The organism is Mesotoga sp. B105.6.4 (assembly GCF_002896535.1).
In the GTDB taxonomy this organism is placed as follows: Bacteria; Thermotogota; Thermotogae; order Petrotogales; family Kosmotogaceae; genus Mesotoga.
This window is the reverse complement of the sequence record NZ_JWIM01000031.1, coordinates 13,761-29,462: the sequence shown is the minus strand read 5'-3', so window position 1 is coordinate 29,462 and position 15,702 is coordinate 13,761. Positions and strand designations below refer to the sequence as shown.

General features: G+C 46.2%; 15 protein-coding genes and 1 pseudogene. 11 read left to right on the top strand and 5 right to left on the bottom strand.

Annotated elements, in window-relative coordinates:
- Positions 1-18 precede the first annotated feature (18 nt).
- Genes RJ60_RS07060 through ndk form a run of 3 tightly spaced genes read right to left on the bottom strand, consistent with a single transcriptional unit; the run spans position 19 to position 2,461 of the window.
- Complete coding sequence (locus RJ60_RS07060; RefSeq protein ID WP_258006206.1) at positions 19-843, bottom strand: zinc dependent phospholipase C family protein; 825 nt, start codon at positions 841-843, stop codon at positions 19-21.
- Positions 840-2,018 (bottom strand): class I SAM-dependent rRNA methyltransferase, encoded by a 1,179-nt coding sequence (locus RJ60_RS07055; RefSeq protein WP_103134334.1) that lies wholly within the window; start codon positions 2,016-2,018, stop codon positions 840-842. The genes RJ60_RS07060 and RJ60_RS07055 overlap by 4 nt, the downstream gene beginning before the upstream one ends.
- Positions 2,018-2,461, bottom strand: coding sequence for a nucleoside-diphosphate kinase (gene ndk, locus RJ60_RS07050; protein ID WP_099829330.1), 444 nt, complete (start codon positions 2,459-2,461; stop codon positions 2,018-2,020). Before ndk ends, RJ60_RS07055 begins: the two co-directional genes overlap by 1 nt.
- Positions 2,462-2,508: 47 nt before the next feature.
- On the opposite strand from ndk, the gene RJ60_RS07045 reads away from it, so the two are divergent.
- From RJ60_RS07045 to uvrC, 7 genes are read left to right on the top strand one after another with little or no spacing between them, the layout of a single operon-like run.
- Positions 2,509-3,546 (top strand): hypothetical protein, encoded by a 1,038-nt coding sequence (locus RJ60_RS07045; RefSeq protein WP_103134333.1) that lies wholly within the window; start codon positions 2,509-2,511, stop codon positions 3,544-3,546.
- Positions 3,539-4,423 carry a regulatory iron-sulfur-containing complex subunit RicT gene (locus RJ60_RS07040; protein ID WP_099829328.1) on the top strand — a complete coding sequence of 295 codons (885 nt, stop codon included), beginning with the start codon at positions 3,539-3,541 and terminating at the stop codon, positions 4,421-4,423. The genes RJ60_RS07045 and RJ60_RS07040 overlap by 8 nt, the downstream gene beginning before the upstream one ends.
- Before the next feature lie 20 nt (positions 4,424-4,443).
- Positions 4,444-6,342 carry a transketolase gene (locus RJ60_RS07035; protein ID WP_103134332.1) on the top strand — a complete coding sequence of 633 codons (1,899 nt, stop codon included), beginning with the start codon at positions 4,444-4,446 and terminating at the stop codon, positions 6,340-6,342.
- Positions 6,342-7,079: a ribonuclease III gene (rnc, locus tag RJ60_RS07030; RefSeq protein WP_103134331.1), complete on the top strand. Its 738-nt coding sequence runs from the start codon at positions 6,342-6,344 to the stop codon at positions 7,077-7,079. Before RJ60_RS07035 ends, rnc begins: the two co-directional genes overlap by 1 nt.
- Positions 7,076-7,891, top strand: coding sequence for a 50S ribosomal protein L11 methyltransferase (locus RJ60_RS07025; RefSeq protein ID WP_103134330.1), 816 nt, complete (start codon positions 7,076-7,078; stop codon positions 7,889-7,891). The genes rnc and RJ60_RS07025 overlap by 4 nt, the downstream gene beginning before the upstream one ends.
- Entirely contained in the window at positions 7,861-8,394 is a 534-nt protein-coding gene (locus RJ60_RS07020; RefSeq protein ID WP_103134329.1) for a DUF501 domain-containing protein, read from the top strand. Before RJ60_RS07025 ends, RJ60_RS07020 begins: the two co-directional genes overlap by 31 nt.
- Positions 8,387-10,114: an excinuclease ABC subunit UvrC gene (uvrC, locus tag RJ60_RS07015; RefSeq protein ID WP_103134328.1), complete on the top strand. Its 1,728-nt coding sequence runs from the start codon at positions 8,387-8,389 to the stop codon at positions 10,112-10,114. Before RJ60_RS07020 ends, uvrC begins: the two co-directional genes overlap by 8 nt.
- 34 nt (positions 10,115-10,148) lie before the next feature.
- On the opposite strand, the gene RJ60_RS07010 is transcribed toward uvrC, so the two are convergent.
- Both RJ60_RS07010 and RJ60_RS07005 read right to left on the bottom strand, forming a co-directional pair.
- On the bottom strand, positions 10,149-10,421 hold the full coding sequence (locus tag RJ60_RS07010) for an HU family DNA-binding protein (protein WP_103134327.1): 273 nt from the start codon (positions 10,419-10,421) through the stop codon (positions 10,149-10,151).
- A 129-nt stretch (positions 10,422-10,550) separates the two neighbouring features.
- A complete protein-coding gene (locus RJ60_RS07005; protein WP_103134326.1) occupies positions 10,551-11,876 on the bottom strand; it encodes a TrpB-like pyridoxal phosphate-dependent enzyme in 1,326 nt (441 codons plus the stop codon).
- Positions 11,877-12,231: 355 nt separating this feature from the next.
- Between RJ60_RS07005 and RJ60_RS16090 the strand changes: the two are divergent.
- From RJ60_RS16090 to RJ60_RS06985, 4 genes and pseudogenes are all read left to right on the top strand, one after another.
- Positions 12,232-12,360 (top strand): annotated as a pseudogene (locus RJ60_RS16090) (ISNCY family transposase); the annotation flags it as partial.
- A 574-nt stretch (positions 12,361-12,934) separates the two neighbouring features.
- Complete coding sequence (locus tag RJ60_RS06995) at positions 12,935-13,825, top strand: carbon-nitrogen hydrolase family protein (protein ID WP_099829320.1); 891 nt, start codon at positions 12,935-12,937, stop codon at positions 13,823-13,825.
- 2 nt (positions 13,826-13,827) lie between these two features.
- Positions 13,828-15,012 carry a CaiB/BaiF CoA-transferase family protein gene (locus tag RJ60_RS06990; protein WP_103134324.1) on the top strand — a complete coding sequence of 395 codons (1,185 nt, stop codon included), beginning with the start codon at positions 13,828-13,830 and terminating at the stop codon, positions 15,010-15,012.
- Positions 15,009-15,698, top strand: coding sequence for a DUF2877 domain-containing protein (locus RJ60_RS06985; RefSeq protein ID WP_103134323.1), 690 nt, complete (start codon positions 15,009-15,011; stop codon positions 15,696-15,698). The genes RJ60_RS06990 and RJ60_RS06985 overlap by 4 nt, the downstream gene beginning before the upstream one ends.
- Positions 15,699-15,702: the final 4 nt, after the last annotated feature.

Sequence of the window (15,702 nt, the reverse complement as noted above, 5' to 3'; positions counted from 1 at the left end):
TCATCTCGAATTTGTTAGTCAGTACTCCATTAATGGTAAATTGGTCATGAGAGAGACCCCGGGTAAAGACAACTCGCCTACGCCGTCCAGATAACTCTGCATAAAATGGACAGCCTTGTCGAAGGCATCGCTGTAAAGTTCTTCAAAGGTCTTTTTACTCTCCCATCCAGCTATACTGTGAAACCAAGGTTTCATTTCCAGATTCAGTGGGTCTGTATGAGTGTCTTTAAAAAAAGCCTCTTCCGGAGAGCCTTCCTTGATGCTGAATCTCTTGAGAATGATGCCCAGTTTGGAACGACCGTATATCCCCGCGAAATACTCGTTCATAGAGTTTATTGCCTTCTGGATAGAACAACCTTTCACTCCGTAGTACTCCTCAGCAATCGCTCTGTAAAGATCTTCTAGAGCTTCAGGTAGAGACTTGGAAAACTCGGCAGTCGGATCAAGGTCAAGAATAGCTGCCTCTACTCTGTTCTTCAGTATTACTTTGTCTATCATTGTCTCAAGCTGCCGATACTTATATCCATTTCCCGCACGGGCGACAATATAATGATTAACGGTTGCATCGAGAAAGTAATGGCATATCACCCCGAGAGAGTAGAAGCGAGAGATCTCTTCGGCTCTTATGCAGACCTCTTCGGCAAAATCATCACATCTCAGCGTATGAGAAAATCTCCAGAGAGAAAACTCCGGATCTTCTCTTGAGCAATACTGTCCAGGATCAGTAAAGAGGCACCCAAGATTGAACTCCTCTCTTTTGTCGGCTTCAAGATCGGGTCCTATTTCTTCCAGAACATCTTTTCCATACATGATATGAGTCCAGAAGCCGGGCAAAAAACTCACTCCTTCTCTACGAAGCCCCACAGACACTTCAAATAAAGGCTTTCAGGAACCTCCAAAAGCCACGGATGATCAGGTGACTGCAGAGTGATCGCCAAATGCGAAAACCTCAAGCCTCTTCTTTCTGTTGATCTTCTTACAGACTCTACTAGATGCTCAATCCCAATATTGTAGGCGCAAGTGCAGAGGCCGAGGATTCCCCCATCCTTCATTAACGGTAGCGTGCTCTCTACTAGCTTTCTGAAAAGTGAAATTCCATGCGGAAGCTCTTTCTTATGCTTAACAAAGGATGGCGGATCCAGTACTACTATATCAAAACAGTCATTCTTTTCAAATTCATTAAGGAAGGCAAGAACATCGCTCTGGACTAACTGCAGCCGGTTATCCACCTTGTTCACTACGGAGTTCAGTCTTGCCCTTTCTAGATCTTCTTCCGACTTGTCGACACAAATCGCCTCTGCTCCGGAGAATGCCATGTTGAGTCCAAAGCCGCCCGTAAAAGAGAAGAGATCTAGCCCCTTTTGAAGCGACAGCTCCTTAGTAATCTTTCTGCAGAATGCTCTGGAGTCTCTTTGGTCAAAGAAGAATCCGGTCTTCTGGCTGTTCTTGACATCTACAAGAAATCTTAGGCCGTTTTCCTCAATTTCGATTGAGTCCGGTACTTTCCCGCAAAGCAGGCCGGTGTTTCTCTCAATTCTGTCGTCCACCCCCATCTCAAAGTCGCTGCGTTCGTAGATTCCCTTCGGGCTCAGAAGATCTGAAAGAAGGGTGACGATCATTTGCTTTCTTTCCTGCATGATCAGATTTCTGAACTGCACTGCTAAAAAATCGCCGTATCTGTCAACCACAAGTCCAGGAAGTCTATCCCCCTCGCCATGGATTAGCCTGTAGTAAGGTGTATCGAACAGCCTGTCTCTTTTCTGCAAGGATTTATTCAGAAGCTTTCTGAAGAAAGCCTCTCCCAGTTCTTCATCATGATTAGTTAGAACCATTATCGACCTCGTTGAACCAGGGTTGAAGAAGCCTTTCCCCAGGAACTCGTAAGTAGAAGAGAAGACATTGACTTCGCTTACTCTATCTGCAGAGCCTTCAAGAGAGAGGATTTCATCTTTGAAGATCCACGGGTAAGAATTCAACACCTTTCCTTCCTTTCCTTTTTTTATTTGCGCAATTAGCATCAGAGCTGCCCTTCAATCAACAGAGAATAGTCAAGAATCTCAGTTTTGTCAAAGAAGATATTCGTTTCGCGAATTGCACTTTCAATACTGTCTGAAGCGTGGATGAGGTTCTTTCTGACGGAGACGCCGAACCTTCCACGAATACTTCCCGGGTCTGCCTGGACCGGATCGGTTTTCCCGATGAGGATTCTCAATCTCTGAACGGCATCCTCGCCTTCAAGAACTATTGCCACAACTGGGCCAGATTGTATGAAACCGAGCAAAGGTTCGTAGAAGTCTTTCCCGGCATGCTCCCTGTATAGTTCTCTCGCTTTAGACTCTGAAATCATGAGCATTTTGAGAGCTAATATCTTAAGACCTTTTTCCTCGATCCTTCTGATTATCTCTCCTACGAGGCCTCGCTGAATAGCGTTTGGCTTCAGATAAGCAAATGTTCTCTCCATAATATTTCCCTCCAATCAAATTCGTCATTCATTGCTATAATTAAAACATGGAGTGGTTCAACGGAGTAGTTAGCGACAGACTTGACCGATTCTTGGCTCGAAATTCGGGAATAAGCGTGACTTTGGTAGGCAGAGACAGCGAATACTTGAAGACTTCGGCTTTGTCATTGGTCGAGTCCGATCCAAAATGGAACAGAAAGAGATATATTGAAGATTTTCTTCTTATAGAGCCTGATAAAGGGAACATCGGAATTGACAGAGTGCGGGATATTGAAGAGATGATGCTCCACAAGCCTTCGGGAGGCAAGAGAAAGTATGTATTGGTCCATCAATGTGAAAAGATGACAGATGAGAGTGCAAATGCCTTCCTAAAAATACTCGAAGAGCCTCCCTGCTTTGCAACGCTGATAATGACCACTACTTCGTGGCAGTCTCTTCTTCCCACAGTAAGGAGCAGAACAGTCTCTGTCGTTGTTGATGTTCCCGAAGAACTGATAGGTAAATTGAGAGATAAGTATGGGAATAGCGTATCGAGAATCTACGCATGTGCGCGACAGAACTTCTCTGTTCTTCGGTTCTTTCTTGATCAGGAAGTCGAGTCCATAGACTGGGGCTTGATGGAGGTTCCTTCAGACCTCAACGGACTGGTTTCTGTACTGTCTGAGAGTGAAGTTAACGAGCCGATAGATATTGTTAGACGAAGAAGAGCATTTGCTGCTCTCTGCAGAAGCATCGTAGAATCTGACAAATTCTTCACAACCTTCAGAGAAATCTCGCCTCTATTCATTGGGCAGGGCTCATTTGAAAGATCGCGTGAGCTCGTTGAAGTAGCCAGAAGCATACTGAGAGATGTAGTAATTCTATCGGCAGATACTTCCAGTAACTCTGTTGTGAACCTCGATCTGATAGAATGGCTAGTGAGTTTCGTGCCGGGAAAGGAGATCCTGGCAGATTTTGCTTGGTGTGACAGGTTCCTTAGACAGAGGACCTCATCGCAGAACTCGAATCTCGTTTCATTCAGAGCTCTGTACTCGGTTTCGAGGAGCCTCGTAAGAAGAGAAAACGGAGGTAATTCAGATGCCTGAAATATATGGAACTGTATATGGAGTCGAGTTTCATTCTGTTGGCAAGCTTTATCAGTACACATCTAGTGAACAGCTCCTAAAGCAGGGAGATCGTGTGCTTGCAATGAGTGAGTTCGGACTGGACGTGGGTAAGGTCATGTATGGACCAGTTGAGATTCGTATAGATGACTCAAAGGAAGAGCTGAAACCGATCGTTAGGGTAATGACTGATGAAGACTGGGAGACTCATGCAAAGAACAAGGAAGAGGCCGAAGCTGCTATGAATACCTGCCAGGAGCTGATAAAGAAGCACTCGCTTCCTATGAGATTGCTCGAGGCGAGATATATGTTTGATCGCTCAAGAATAGTCTTCTATTTTGGTGCCGACAGCAGGGTCGATTTCAGAGAGTTGGTGAAGGATCTTGCCAGGGCATTCAGAACGAGGATAGAGCTCAGGCAAGTTGGAATAAGAGATGAAGTTAAAATGACCGGCAGCCTCGGGTTGTGCGGCATGACGGCTTGCTGCGTCCGTTTCTTGAGACAGTTTGAGAGCATAACGCTCAAGCATGCGAAGAAACAGCAATTGTTGATAAACCCTGCGAAGATATCCGGTAGGTGCGGAAGACTGCTTTGCTGTCTATCCTATGAACAGGAGCTCTATGAAAACGAGTTATTGGATATCCCTGATGAAGGGTCTCTTGTCGACTATGAAGGAAAGACTTGCAAGGTTCTGACGGTGAACATCTTCATGAAAGTGATCACCCTGGTTGCAGATGACGGCCAGATGCTCAAGGTTCAGTTTGATGACTTTAGAATGAGCCAGAGATCTATTATTCAGGACACAAATCCCGATGAGCTAATAAAGAATAGAGACGAGGATATTTCGATTGACGGTTGAAGTGTGAATGGAGGTTGGATATGGCGCGTTTGCTGACGAAAGATGAGATTAAGAGACTAGAAAACCTTGGAAGAGTGTGCAGGGGAGACATCATAAAGATGACCACAGTTGCAAATTCCGGTCATCCGGGCGGTTCAATGTCATCGATAGACATATTCCTATCCGTTTATGATTTTGCAGAGAAAGATCCGAAGAACCCCTACGATCCCGAACGCGATAGGGTTGTTGTAAGCCACGGTCATACATCTCCCGGGGTATATGCGACACTTGGGAGATTGGGTTTTATAGACATTGACGAGGCAATTGCCGGATTCAGGCATCCCGGATCGATATTCGAGGGTCACATCACAAGAGGGATTCCTGGCGTAGAATGGACTACAGGAAATCTTGGACAGGGGTTGTCCGTAGGTGTTGGCATGGCCCTTGCTTCGAAAATCAGAGGGAAAAACAACAGGGTGATAGTAGCCATGAGTGATGCCGAACAGGCAAAAGGTCAGGTGGCGGAGGCAAGAAGAACGGCCAAGAAATACGAGCTCAATAACCTTGTTGTTGTTGTCGACTACAATGATGCTCAGATCTCCGGAAAAGCGAGCGACATAATGTACGTGGACATTAAGGCAAACTATCTCGCTGATGGATGGAAGGTTATAGAGGTCGACGGCCACGACTATGCCGAGCTCAATGAAGCTCTCGTGGAAGCGTTCGATTCAAAAATCCCCGCAGTCATAATTGGCAGAACAGTTATGGGAAAAGGTGTTTCCTTCATGGAGGGTGATGTTTCGTATCACGGCAAACCTCTGGATATGGAGAAGGCCGCCTCTGCGCTTGCCGAGCTTGGCCTTGAAAGTGATATCGAAAGATATGTCGAAATGAGGAAGGAGCTTCCTTCATATCATGAACATGTGCGCCCCATTGACGAAGTGGTAAGACCTGTCACGGGAGATTCGATAGTTTATCCTGTTGACAAGAAGACCGACAACAGATCGGCCTTTGGGAAGGCTCTCGCAGATATTGGAAGGCTGAACAAGGGAAAAGTCCCGATGATGGTTGTTGACTGTGATTTGAAACCCTCAACGAAGGTAAGCGAGTTCGAGAAGGTCTGGCCGGAGAACTTCGTTCAGATTGGAGTTCAGGAACATAATGCGGCAACGGTTGCCGGTGCTGCGTCCGTATGTGGTGTGCTTACTTTCTTTGCAGACTTTGGAGTCTTCGGAATCGATGAAACCTACAATCAGCAACGGCTGAACGACATAAACAAAGCAAACGTCAAAGTTGGGGTGACCCATGTAGGAATAGACGTGGGAGAAGATGGAAAGACTCACCACTGTATTGATTACATTGGGGCCTTGAGGAATCTATTTGGCTTCAAGCTTATCGTGCCGGCAGATCCTAATCAGACGGACAAAGCTGTAAGGTATGTGAGCGCGACTGAAGGAAACTTCGTCATTGCCATGGGAAGATCTACTATGAATCCAATTTCCGATGAGAATGGAAGAGCTTTCTTCGGCGATGGATACAAGTTTGAATATGGCAAGGTCGATGTTGTCAGGAAAGGAAAGGGTATAACCATAGTTACGACCGGTCAGGTAACCCATAAGGCCGTTGAGGCTGCAGACAAGCTCAGGTCAGAGGGAATAGAAGTCACGGTTCTTAACGTCAGCTGCCCTCTAGAAGCGGATTTCGATAGTGTCAAAGAACACTTGTCCAAAGTCGTCATAACCGCAGAAGATCACAATGTGGAGAGTGGATTAGGCACGATTCTATCGGACTATTTGATCGACTCGAAGATAATGCCTGAGAGATTTGAGAAGCTTGGTGTAGAGAGATATATGTTCTCCGGTGATAATGAGCTGCTATTCGATCTCTGCGGTCTTTCGAGCGGCAAAATGGTTGAGAAGATCAGGAGAATTGCCCGGTAATGCTAAGCGTCGAGGAAGAAAAGCAAGTAAATGAGTTTTGCAGAATAAACGGAATTGAAGCAAACAGAGAGCTCGCTTTCAGGGCTCTCTGCCATTCCTCGTTCACTAACGAGCTCGCGCAGAACGGAGAGAGGATTCTGGAGTCAAACGAAAGGATGGAGTTTCTAGGAGATGCGGTTCTTGAACTGTCACTTGCGAAAACGCTGTTTGATGAATACTCATTGTCCGAAGGCGACATGTCGAAAATCAGGGCGATGGTTGGAAGCGAAAAAGTCCTTTCCGATGTCGCAAGATTCATGAGGATAGGAGACTTCGTCTTTCTGGGAAAAGGAGAGAGGCAAACGGGTGGGTCTGATCGAGATTCTATTCTCGCAGATACGTTTGAGGCCGTTCTTGCTGCAGTCTTCTTGACAAGTGGATTTGAGGCCTCGGTCAGTTTTGTTCAGTCAAAGCTTTGCGACTATATTGATCAGGCGGTCAACGGCGAGCTGATTCTTGATTACAAGACTTCACTTCAGGAGTTAACCCAAGCTCGTTTCAGCTCTAGACCATCTTATGAAACGATTCTGGACGAAGGACCACCTCAGGACAAGTGGTTCAAAGTCGGTGTTTTCTTGGATGGAAAGATCGTCGGTGAAGGAGAGGGTAGGACGAAGAAAGCGGCAGAACAGCTTGCCGCGAAGCACGCTCTTGAAGCTCTTCGTAAAGGGCTCGATAAGGCAGGTGCTGAGAAGTGAAGTACAGACATTTAGTCTCTTTTGTTTCAGAAGAAGAAAACGACTTGATTGAGGGAATCAGCTGGAATGAAGGATTCTCTAATCTCTTCTTCGAGAAGACCGTCGACTCTGGAATTGCTCTGCATGTACTTCTTGAAGAAGGGGAGGAACTACCTTACTTCCTAAGTAAGATGGAGTTCTCCGATCTAGGGTTCACCGAACAAAAGGATTGGTTCGAGAAATGGAAAGAGACTCTGGTACCGTTCGAGCTCTGCAAAAGCGTTGAAGTCCTTCCTCTTGAGGAAGAGGAAAAAGTGGTCGATCCGAATAAGATCGGAATTATACCGGGAATGGCGTTTGGCACTGGCCTTCATGAGTCAACGAAGCTGGCTGCCTCTCTTCTTGTTGAAGCCGTTGTCAGAGGTTCTAGAGTTCTTGACGTGGGTTGCGGCACAGGTATCCTCTCGGCAATTGCTGCGAAGAAGGGCGCATCACAGGTCGTGGCGCTCGACATAGACGAGCACTCGGTAGAGAAGACCAATGAGACAGCGAGGATAAATGATGTGTATATAGATGCAAGACAATCGGAATTTCTGTCCTCTGTAAAACCCGAAGAGCGCTTTGACATAATTGTCTCGAATATGATTGTAGAGCTTTTGAGAGAATTTGTTCTTGACCTAGAGAGATTTCTAGATGAACACGGTACCGTAATCCTCTCGGGAATTTACAAAGACAAGTTCAGTGAGATCGGAAACCTTATTGAAGGAACCTTTCTTATAGAGAACAGCAGGGAAGACGGAGATTGGAAAGCGATAAAATTGAGAAGAAAATAGTCTCTCTTCAACTAAGAAGAGAACTGAAGAACGACTTCAGAGTAGCCAGAGTCTGCGAATGGGGATTTCCGCAAGTTATTGAGTCCTCCCTCATTTCCTATGGAAAGCCCTTCCCGACACTTTTCTGGCTGAGCTGCCCCTTTTTGAAGGAGAAAGTCTCCCGTCTTGAGAGCGAGGGAATGATAACTGAATTCGAGAAGAGAATCGAACGTGACGGCGTTTTTGCAGACGAGTATCTCAAAGCCCATGAAGAAACCACGTTGATCAAAAAGAGAATCCTCGGTCGGTGCACTCTATCTGAATCGCAGAAGTTGCTGCTGCTTGGAAGAGGTATTGGAGGGGTAAGAAATCTGAAAATGGTTAAGTGTCTTCACCTGCAGTTGGCTAACTTTCTTGGCGGTGTGAACAATCCCATTGGACGAGAAGTATGGAGTCTCTTAGAAAGAACCCGGTGTTCATCTGAGAGAGTCATCTGCAGAGAGTTGTTGAACCGAAATGAATGAACAAATACTGAACAAGGCTTCGCAGCTTCCGGAGGAACCCGGAGTTTATATCTTCAAGGACGAAAAGAATGCAATAATCTATGTAGGAAAGGCAAAGAAGCTGAAGAGGAGAGTCCTCTCATACTTCAGAGAGTCGACGTGGTCTCAGAACGAAAAGGCCAGACGCATCGCCGAAGAGTCGGAGGATCTGGACTTCATAATGGTCACATCCGAAAGAGAGGCTCTGCTTCTCGAGGCGAATCTAATCTTCAGTAAAAAGCCGAAGTACAATGTATTCCTGAAGGATTCGCGTACTTATCCATACATATACATCTCCGCTGAGGAGTATCCTTATATTGCGATCACGCGAACAAAGGAGCTCGAAGGCACTTATTTTGGTCCATACACGAGCGCCGGACTTGTCAGAAAGCTACTCGAATTCCTACAGAAAGTCTTCAAGATTCGCACATGCACATATGATCTCGGCAGGATAAAGAGACCCTGCTTTCTATATCATCTGAAAATGTGTTCGGCACCTTGCGTTGAAAAGGTCTCTCCTGAAGAGTATCAAGAGCAGCTTTCTGCGCTAACCGAATTCCTTGAAGGGGACACGATAAAAGTTAGAGAAGCTCTCCTCAAGAGGATGACTGTTCTGTCGGAGGCTCTTCAGTTCGAAAGGGCGGCAGAAATAAGGGACATTCTGTCGTCGATGGATGACCTTTACGCCTTTCAGGGGGTTGAAGCCCCGCTAGATTTGAAGGCAGACATATTGGCCGTTTCGGCCGGGCTCGCTGCCCTGCTGCAGGTAAGGGGAGGAATGCTCTTGGGAAAGCTGGTTTTCGACTTTCCGGATGGTACTCCTATGGATTTCATTACCCAGTTTTACTACGCCAAGAAGAACAGAATTCCAAAGTCTTTAATCGTAACCGGTCTGAAGAAAAAAGATGTGAGGCAATTCAGAAGAGATTTTGATTACATTGGAGATCCCCGTGATGAGCAGGAAGAGAGACTTCTAAGTATCGCCTTCAAGAATATCGACGAAGAGCTGAAGATAAGACTGAATGCGGCTCATTCGCTGCGACAGGCTCAGCAGATACTTGGACTGAAGAGATTTCCCTCGAGAATCGAGGGAATCGATATCTCTCATACACAAGGTCTCTACACAGTCGCTTCAGTAGTTGTTTTCGATAACGGTAAGCCGAACAAGTCGGAGTACAGAAGGTACAGAATAAGCGAGCTTGAAGAACCAAATGATTTCGAAGCAATGGCAACCGTAGTCAAACGGCGATACACAAAGTACCCTCTCCCCGATCTTCTGCTTATTGACGGAGGAGAACCTCAGTTGAGAGCAGTTGAGAAGGCATTTGCAGAGATAGGGATCGAAGAATACGAGATGGTTGGACTCGCAAAGGAGTTCAACGAGCTTGTGTTTCTTGATAATCGCGACAGAGTAAGACTCAAAGAAGAACATCCGGTGTTGAGAATGATCATCTCTATAGATAATGAGGCGCATCGATTCGCAATTAACTATCACAGAGTTCTGAGGGAGAGGAGATTTCTAACTTCGAAGATAGATGATATTCCGGGAATAGGACCGAAAAGAAAGAAGGCACTCTTGAAGGCCTTTAAAAGCATCAAAGGAATCTCAGAGGCCTCTGAAGATGACCTCCGCTCTGTCTTGAAAAACAGTAAGGCGGTTGAAGCCGTAACGAGATGGGCTAGTGAAAAAAGTGGAGACTAAGCTCCACTTTCATCTCTTATCGGCAGGACAATTATTACTGAACTTTCTCTTTTAGCTCTTTGCCAGGTCTGAATTTCGGAACCTTCCCGCCAGGAATCTCGATAGCTTCCTTCGTTCTCGGGTTGACACCCATCCTGGGCTTTCGCATGGTAACTTCAAACGTTCCGAAACCTATTAGCTTAACTTCCCGGTTCTTTGAGAGTTCTTCCCCTACCACGCCGATAAAACTATCAACTACGTCTCCAACAAGTTTCTTGGTTGCTCCAGTTCTTTGTGCAAGAACAGCGATAAGTTCTTTCTTATTCACAGGTACACCCCCTAGCTAGAATTCAGATCACAACCAAATTCTAACATTTTCTAATTGACTTCTGCAACATAGAATCATCTGAAACCGTTTGACGAAAAGGATTTCAACAAGTCAATGCTCTACAACGCCTTATGAGCGCAGGTTGTCGAAGTTGAGCACGTCCTTATGCGCCTCGATTGTGCTAGTGTAAGAAGAGAGGTCTAGAACGCCATTCCCGCTCAGAGTGAACACAATAACCTTCTCTTCTCTGTTTTTCCTTGCCTCAATTGCTCTTCGCACAGCACCTGCAATTGCATGGGTTGACTCCGGTGCGGGAACAATCCCCTCCGTTGTGGCGAAGAGAAGACCTGCTTTGAAAGTCTCTTCTTGAGGGAAAGCTTCCGGAGTGACAATGCCTTCTTTCACTAATCGCGACACGAGAGGAGCCGCACCGTGATATCTGAGACCACCGGCATGAATTGCGGGTGGAACAAACTCTCTCCCAAGCGTATACATCTTCAGCAGCGGCGTGAATCCAGCAGTGTCTCCGCTGTCGTACCGATACTCGCCTTTAGAAAGCGTAGGACATGATTCTGGCTCGCAGGCAACGAACTCAATTTTTTCTCCTTCGAATATCCTCTTCACAAACGGCAAGATTGATCCGCCGAAGTTTGACCCGCCACCGTGACAGCCAAGAATCGATGAAGGCTTTTCGCCAAGGATCTCCAGCTGCTTTTCAATTTCCAGACCAATCACTGTCTGATGAAGAAGAACATGATCGAGAACACTTCCGAGAGAGTACTTTTTCGTCTTAGAATTCAGAACGATTTCGATAGCCTCGCTAATTGCCATTCCCAAGGAACCTGAGAAATTCTTCCTGTCTTTGAGGAACTTCCTTCCGCTTTCGGTGTGTTCACCAGGGCTCGGCTCAACCTCTCCATTAAACATTCTCATCATGTGCTGTCTCATTGGCTTCGACTGGAAACTGTTTCTCACCATGAAGACTCTTACCGTCAAACCGAATTTCCTGCCCGCATACGAGAGGGCGCTACCCCACTGTCCGGCCCCCGTTTCCGTAGTTAGCTCGGTTATTCCATCGGCCTTGTTGTAATAAGCCTGCGCTATTGCCGTATTCGTTTTGTGACTTCCGGTCGGGGAGTTGCCCTCATACTTGTAGTATATCCTCGCTGGAGTGTTGAGATACTCTTCGAGAAAGGTCGCCCTTATAAGTGGACTGGGGCGGAATACCACATACTCATCCAGAACGGGCTCAGGAATAGGGACGAACCTTTCTTCAGTCATCTCCTGCTCAACAATCGACTTCGGGAAGATCGCCATCATATCTGCAGGATCGATCACCTCATTGGTTGCCGGATTCAAAGGCGGATCCATCTTGAATGGTAAGTCAGCCTTTATGTTATACCAGCTTCGTGGAAGCTCCTCCGACTTCAAATTCACAATAATTCTTTTCTTCATGCCAATATACCTCCTCAAAAGTAAAGGGGCTCTCAACTATGAGAGCCCCTTCAATATGGGTTTACCCTAGTAGCGAAAGGCTAACCCCCACCGAAGGGGCAGCTCCACCACCAGAACATATTCAGTTTATTTAGAAATTGATTGACAACCATAATAATCCCTCGCTGAATTAGCTTAACCAAATATACTACTTCGGTATGTTACAAGTCAAGCAGACGATATGCATCACAAATAATCTACTTGAAAAGGGTAACGTTGCATCAAAAATAAAACTACTCGAAAGGTAAGGATGAAGGGGATAATCTTCGCGAATGCCAAGTTGAAAGAGGTAGGGGCGAAGATGAAGAGAATAGACATGACTGGATTGATTGAGAAATACTCAGAGAAGTACAGGAAGGCTGGAAAGAAGGAGAAGAGTAGAATCCTTGACGAATTTACTGAATTAACTGAGTACAACCGTAGCTATGCATCACCAAAACTTAGGAGAGACCGAATTCCACCATTGACCGGGCACGCATTGTGACTTTACCGGAGTCATATAGCATCTGCCATCGACGTTCCTCAAATCGTAGGCTGATGGGACAACACCGGCGACCCCTACCCGGCCGGCCATGAGGAAGACAAAGCAAAGGCAAATGTTCGAAAGCGAGAGATATTTCAACTCTTTGAGGTTCAGGGGTATCCTCCTTCCAGACAAACCGTACTGATCGCTATCATGGTACAGTAGCACTATGAAATAAACTGAATGAAAAATAGCTTTCATCTTCGGTCACAACCATATTCATCCCTTGTTTGTCTACTATTCCTCACTTACTTGTCTTACTCCTCTGGGGGTGACCAAAGACCTCTGCTCTCGTCGAATAAAGGAGAACAACAATTCGTAACTTTTGAGTCTGGAATTGTTCTTTCTAAAGAAAAGCGCGAGACAGCCTGAAAGGAGTGGTTGTTCAAGGATGATCAGTTGTAAAGTCTGAAAATACCATTTCTCAATTCCGCCTGTGATGTGCTAGATTGTGAAATATAGGTACTTTTTATGTTAAATGAAAGGATTGCTGACTATGAAGAAGTTTGTGGCCGCAGCTATTCAATTTGAAGCAGAACCAATGAGGGTTGCAAGGAATCTGGAAGCTGCATATCGCTGGATAACCAGGTGCAAACAAGAAACGGGAGCCTCGCTGATAGTTCTGCCTGAAAGCTTTACTACGGGTTTCACCCCGCTCGGAAACGCGAATTCGCTTTGGGATACCGTGGAACCAATTCCCGGCCGTCTTACACATGAGGGAGTGAAGTGGGCTCGTGAATTTGGGATATATTTGTGTTTCCCCACCTATGAACGCGGAAGAGAGCGAGGGGTTATATACAACAGCGCTGCTATTCTCGGTCCCGAGGGAATTCTAGGAGTATACAGGAAGACACATCCTTTCCCCACGGAGAGACTGTCGGCGGGAGGTTGGACAACTCCTGGAGTCGATCCTTTAGTTGTTTCGACACCCATTGGCAACATCGGTGTGGTGATCTGCTATGATGGGGATTTTCCCGAGTTGGCAAGAGTTACGGCTCTTAAGGGGGCGGAAGTAATCTGCAGGCCCTCGGCATTTATGAGATCCTTTGATCAGTGGGAGCTCACGAACAGGGCGAGGGCGTATGACAATCATGTTTACTGGGTTGCTTCGAATCTCGTTGGTAAGGATGCAAGCGGAGCGAATTTCTTCGGCTCGTCAATGATTGTCCACCCTTCTGGAGCAAAGCTAGTTCAGGCTTCTGGGTGTGAAGAATTCGTTTCTGCCGAACTCGATGAGGATCCGATTAAGAAGATAGTTCCTGGGACGTCTAGAGACCAGATCTTCGACCACATAGAAGACAGAAACCTAGATTCGTACAGGGATATTCTTGCTGAAGGAAAAAGCGTGTTTGAACCTTCAAAACGTATTCCGTACAGGAGGAGATAATTTTGGGTAAACCCCTTGAAGGGCTTTTCGTATTAGATCTTACCCGTGTTCTAGCGGGACCGTTTTGTACGATGCTGCTCTGCGACATGGGCGCAGCTGTTGTCAAAGTTGAACGACCCGATGGGGGCGATGATTCGAGATCATTCAGCCCCTTTGTTGGTGAAGAAAGCGCTTATTTCATGAGTATAAACAGAGGAAAGAAGAGCATTACTCTCAATTTGAAGACCGAGGAGGGAAAGAAGCTTCTCGAAAGGCTGATCGAGAGATCCGATGTTCTGGTCGAGAATTTCAGACCGGGCGTTTTCGAAAGGCTGGGCTTCTCCGCCGAAAGGCTGAAAGAGATGAATCCGAGGCTCATATATACTTGTTCTTCGGGCTTCGGACACTCCGGTCCCATGAGCCAGAGAACAGCCTATGATTTGATCATACAGGGATTGAGTGGAATCATGAGTATAACCGGTCCCGATGAACATTATCCAACGAAGGTAGGAAGCTCTATTGCAGACATATTTTGTGGAACATTTGCGTGTATAGGAATACTTGCGGCACTTCAGAGTCGAAACAGCACGGGATCTGGACAAAAAGTGGATGTTGCTATGCTAGATAGTATGGTCGCTGTCTTGGAGAACGCAATAGCAAGATATGCGGCAACCGGAGAGATTCCGACTCCAATTGGAAACAGGCATCCATCAATTGCGCCATTTGCATCCTTTGAGACTCTGGATGGAATGATAAACATAGCTGTGGGAAATGATGGCATCTGGAAGAAATTCTGCAAAGCTATCGAAAGAGCAGACATCTGCGAAGATCCGAGGTTTGCGAATAACCCGTCAAGGGTGAAGAATATCGATCAGTTGATGGAGATTATAGGAGTTCAGCTTAAGAAGAAAACATCCAAGGAATGGCTCGGCACCTTTGAGGCACTGGACATCCCCTCGGGCAAGATAAACAACGTCGCCGATCTTTTTGAAGACGAGCAGATCAAAGCAAGAGAGATGATTGTCGAGGTATCTCACAGGAATGGAACTTTGAAAATGCCTGGTGTGCCAATAAAGTTCTCTGAAACACCGGCATCAATTTCCGGACCTGCGCCATTACTCGGTGAGCATAACGAAGAGATCTATTCGGGAATGCTGGGAATAAGTCTAGAGGAGATTGAAGAATTGCATGAAAAAGGGGTAATATGATTCTTCTTTATCCTTTTCAGAGAAGCGCAGATTGGGGAAACAAAGTCGAAAAGCTTACTGTAAGAAGTGCTTATAGAACGGCCTTGAACCTGATGGATCATTGCGGAAGAAGATACTCTGTCTTGCTCGACCCTGAGGACTATCTTCCAAGATCGTCATTAATTGAGGCATTTCCTCCCCTTGGGGTAGGTCAAGAGATTATGGTCGGTATTGACGGTGCCTCTGTGGGCTTTGATCCGTCTCAAATCAACGGTTTACCGGATAAGAAGCTGAGAGGCCTTTGGCTTGAATGGTTGGAGTTCATGGATGCAGAGGAGTTTAGCTGCCTTCTTGAAGCTATTGATGAACCGGAGAGATTGATAGGACTTGGACCGGGGTATACACCGGCAGGTGATGACTTTTTGGTTGGCTGGATAATGGCTCTCCGTTTCACGGGTAGAAAGAAGAGCTTGTTGACAATCGAAAGAGAGATGCTTGATCGAAAAACGAGCTGGTTCTCGTCAGAAATGATAAAGGATGCTCTTGAGGGTAGATTCTGGAAGAGAGGAATCGAAATGGTTTCAGCTATTGCAGACGGTGATGCAACCCGGGTACTTGAAAAGACAGACAGTATCACAAAATGGGGTCATCTGTCGGGAAAGGCATGGCTTGCCGGCCTTGCCTATGGACTTGAACTTGGTGAATGACCGT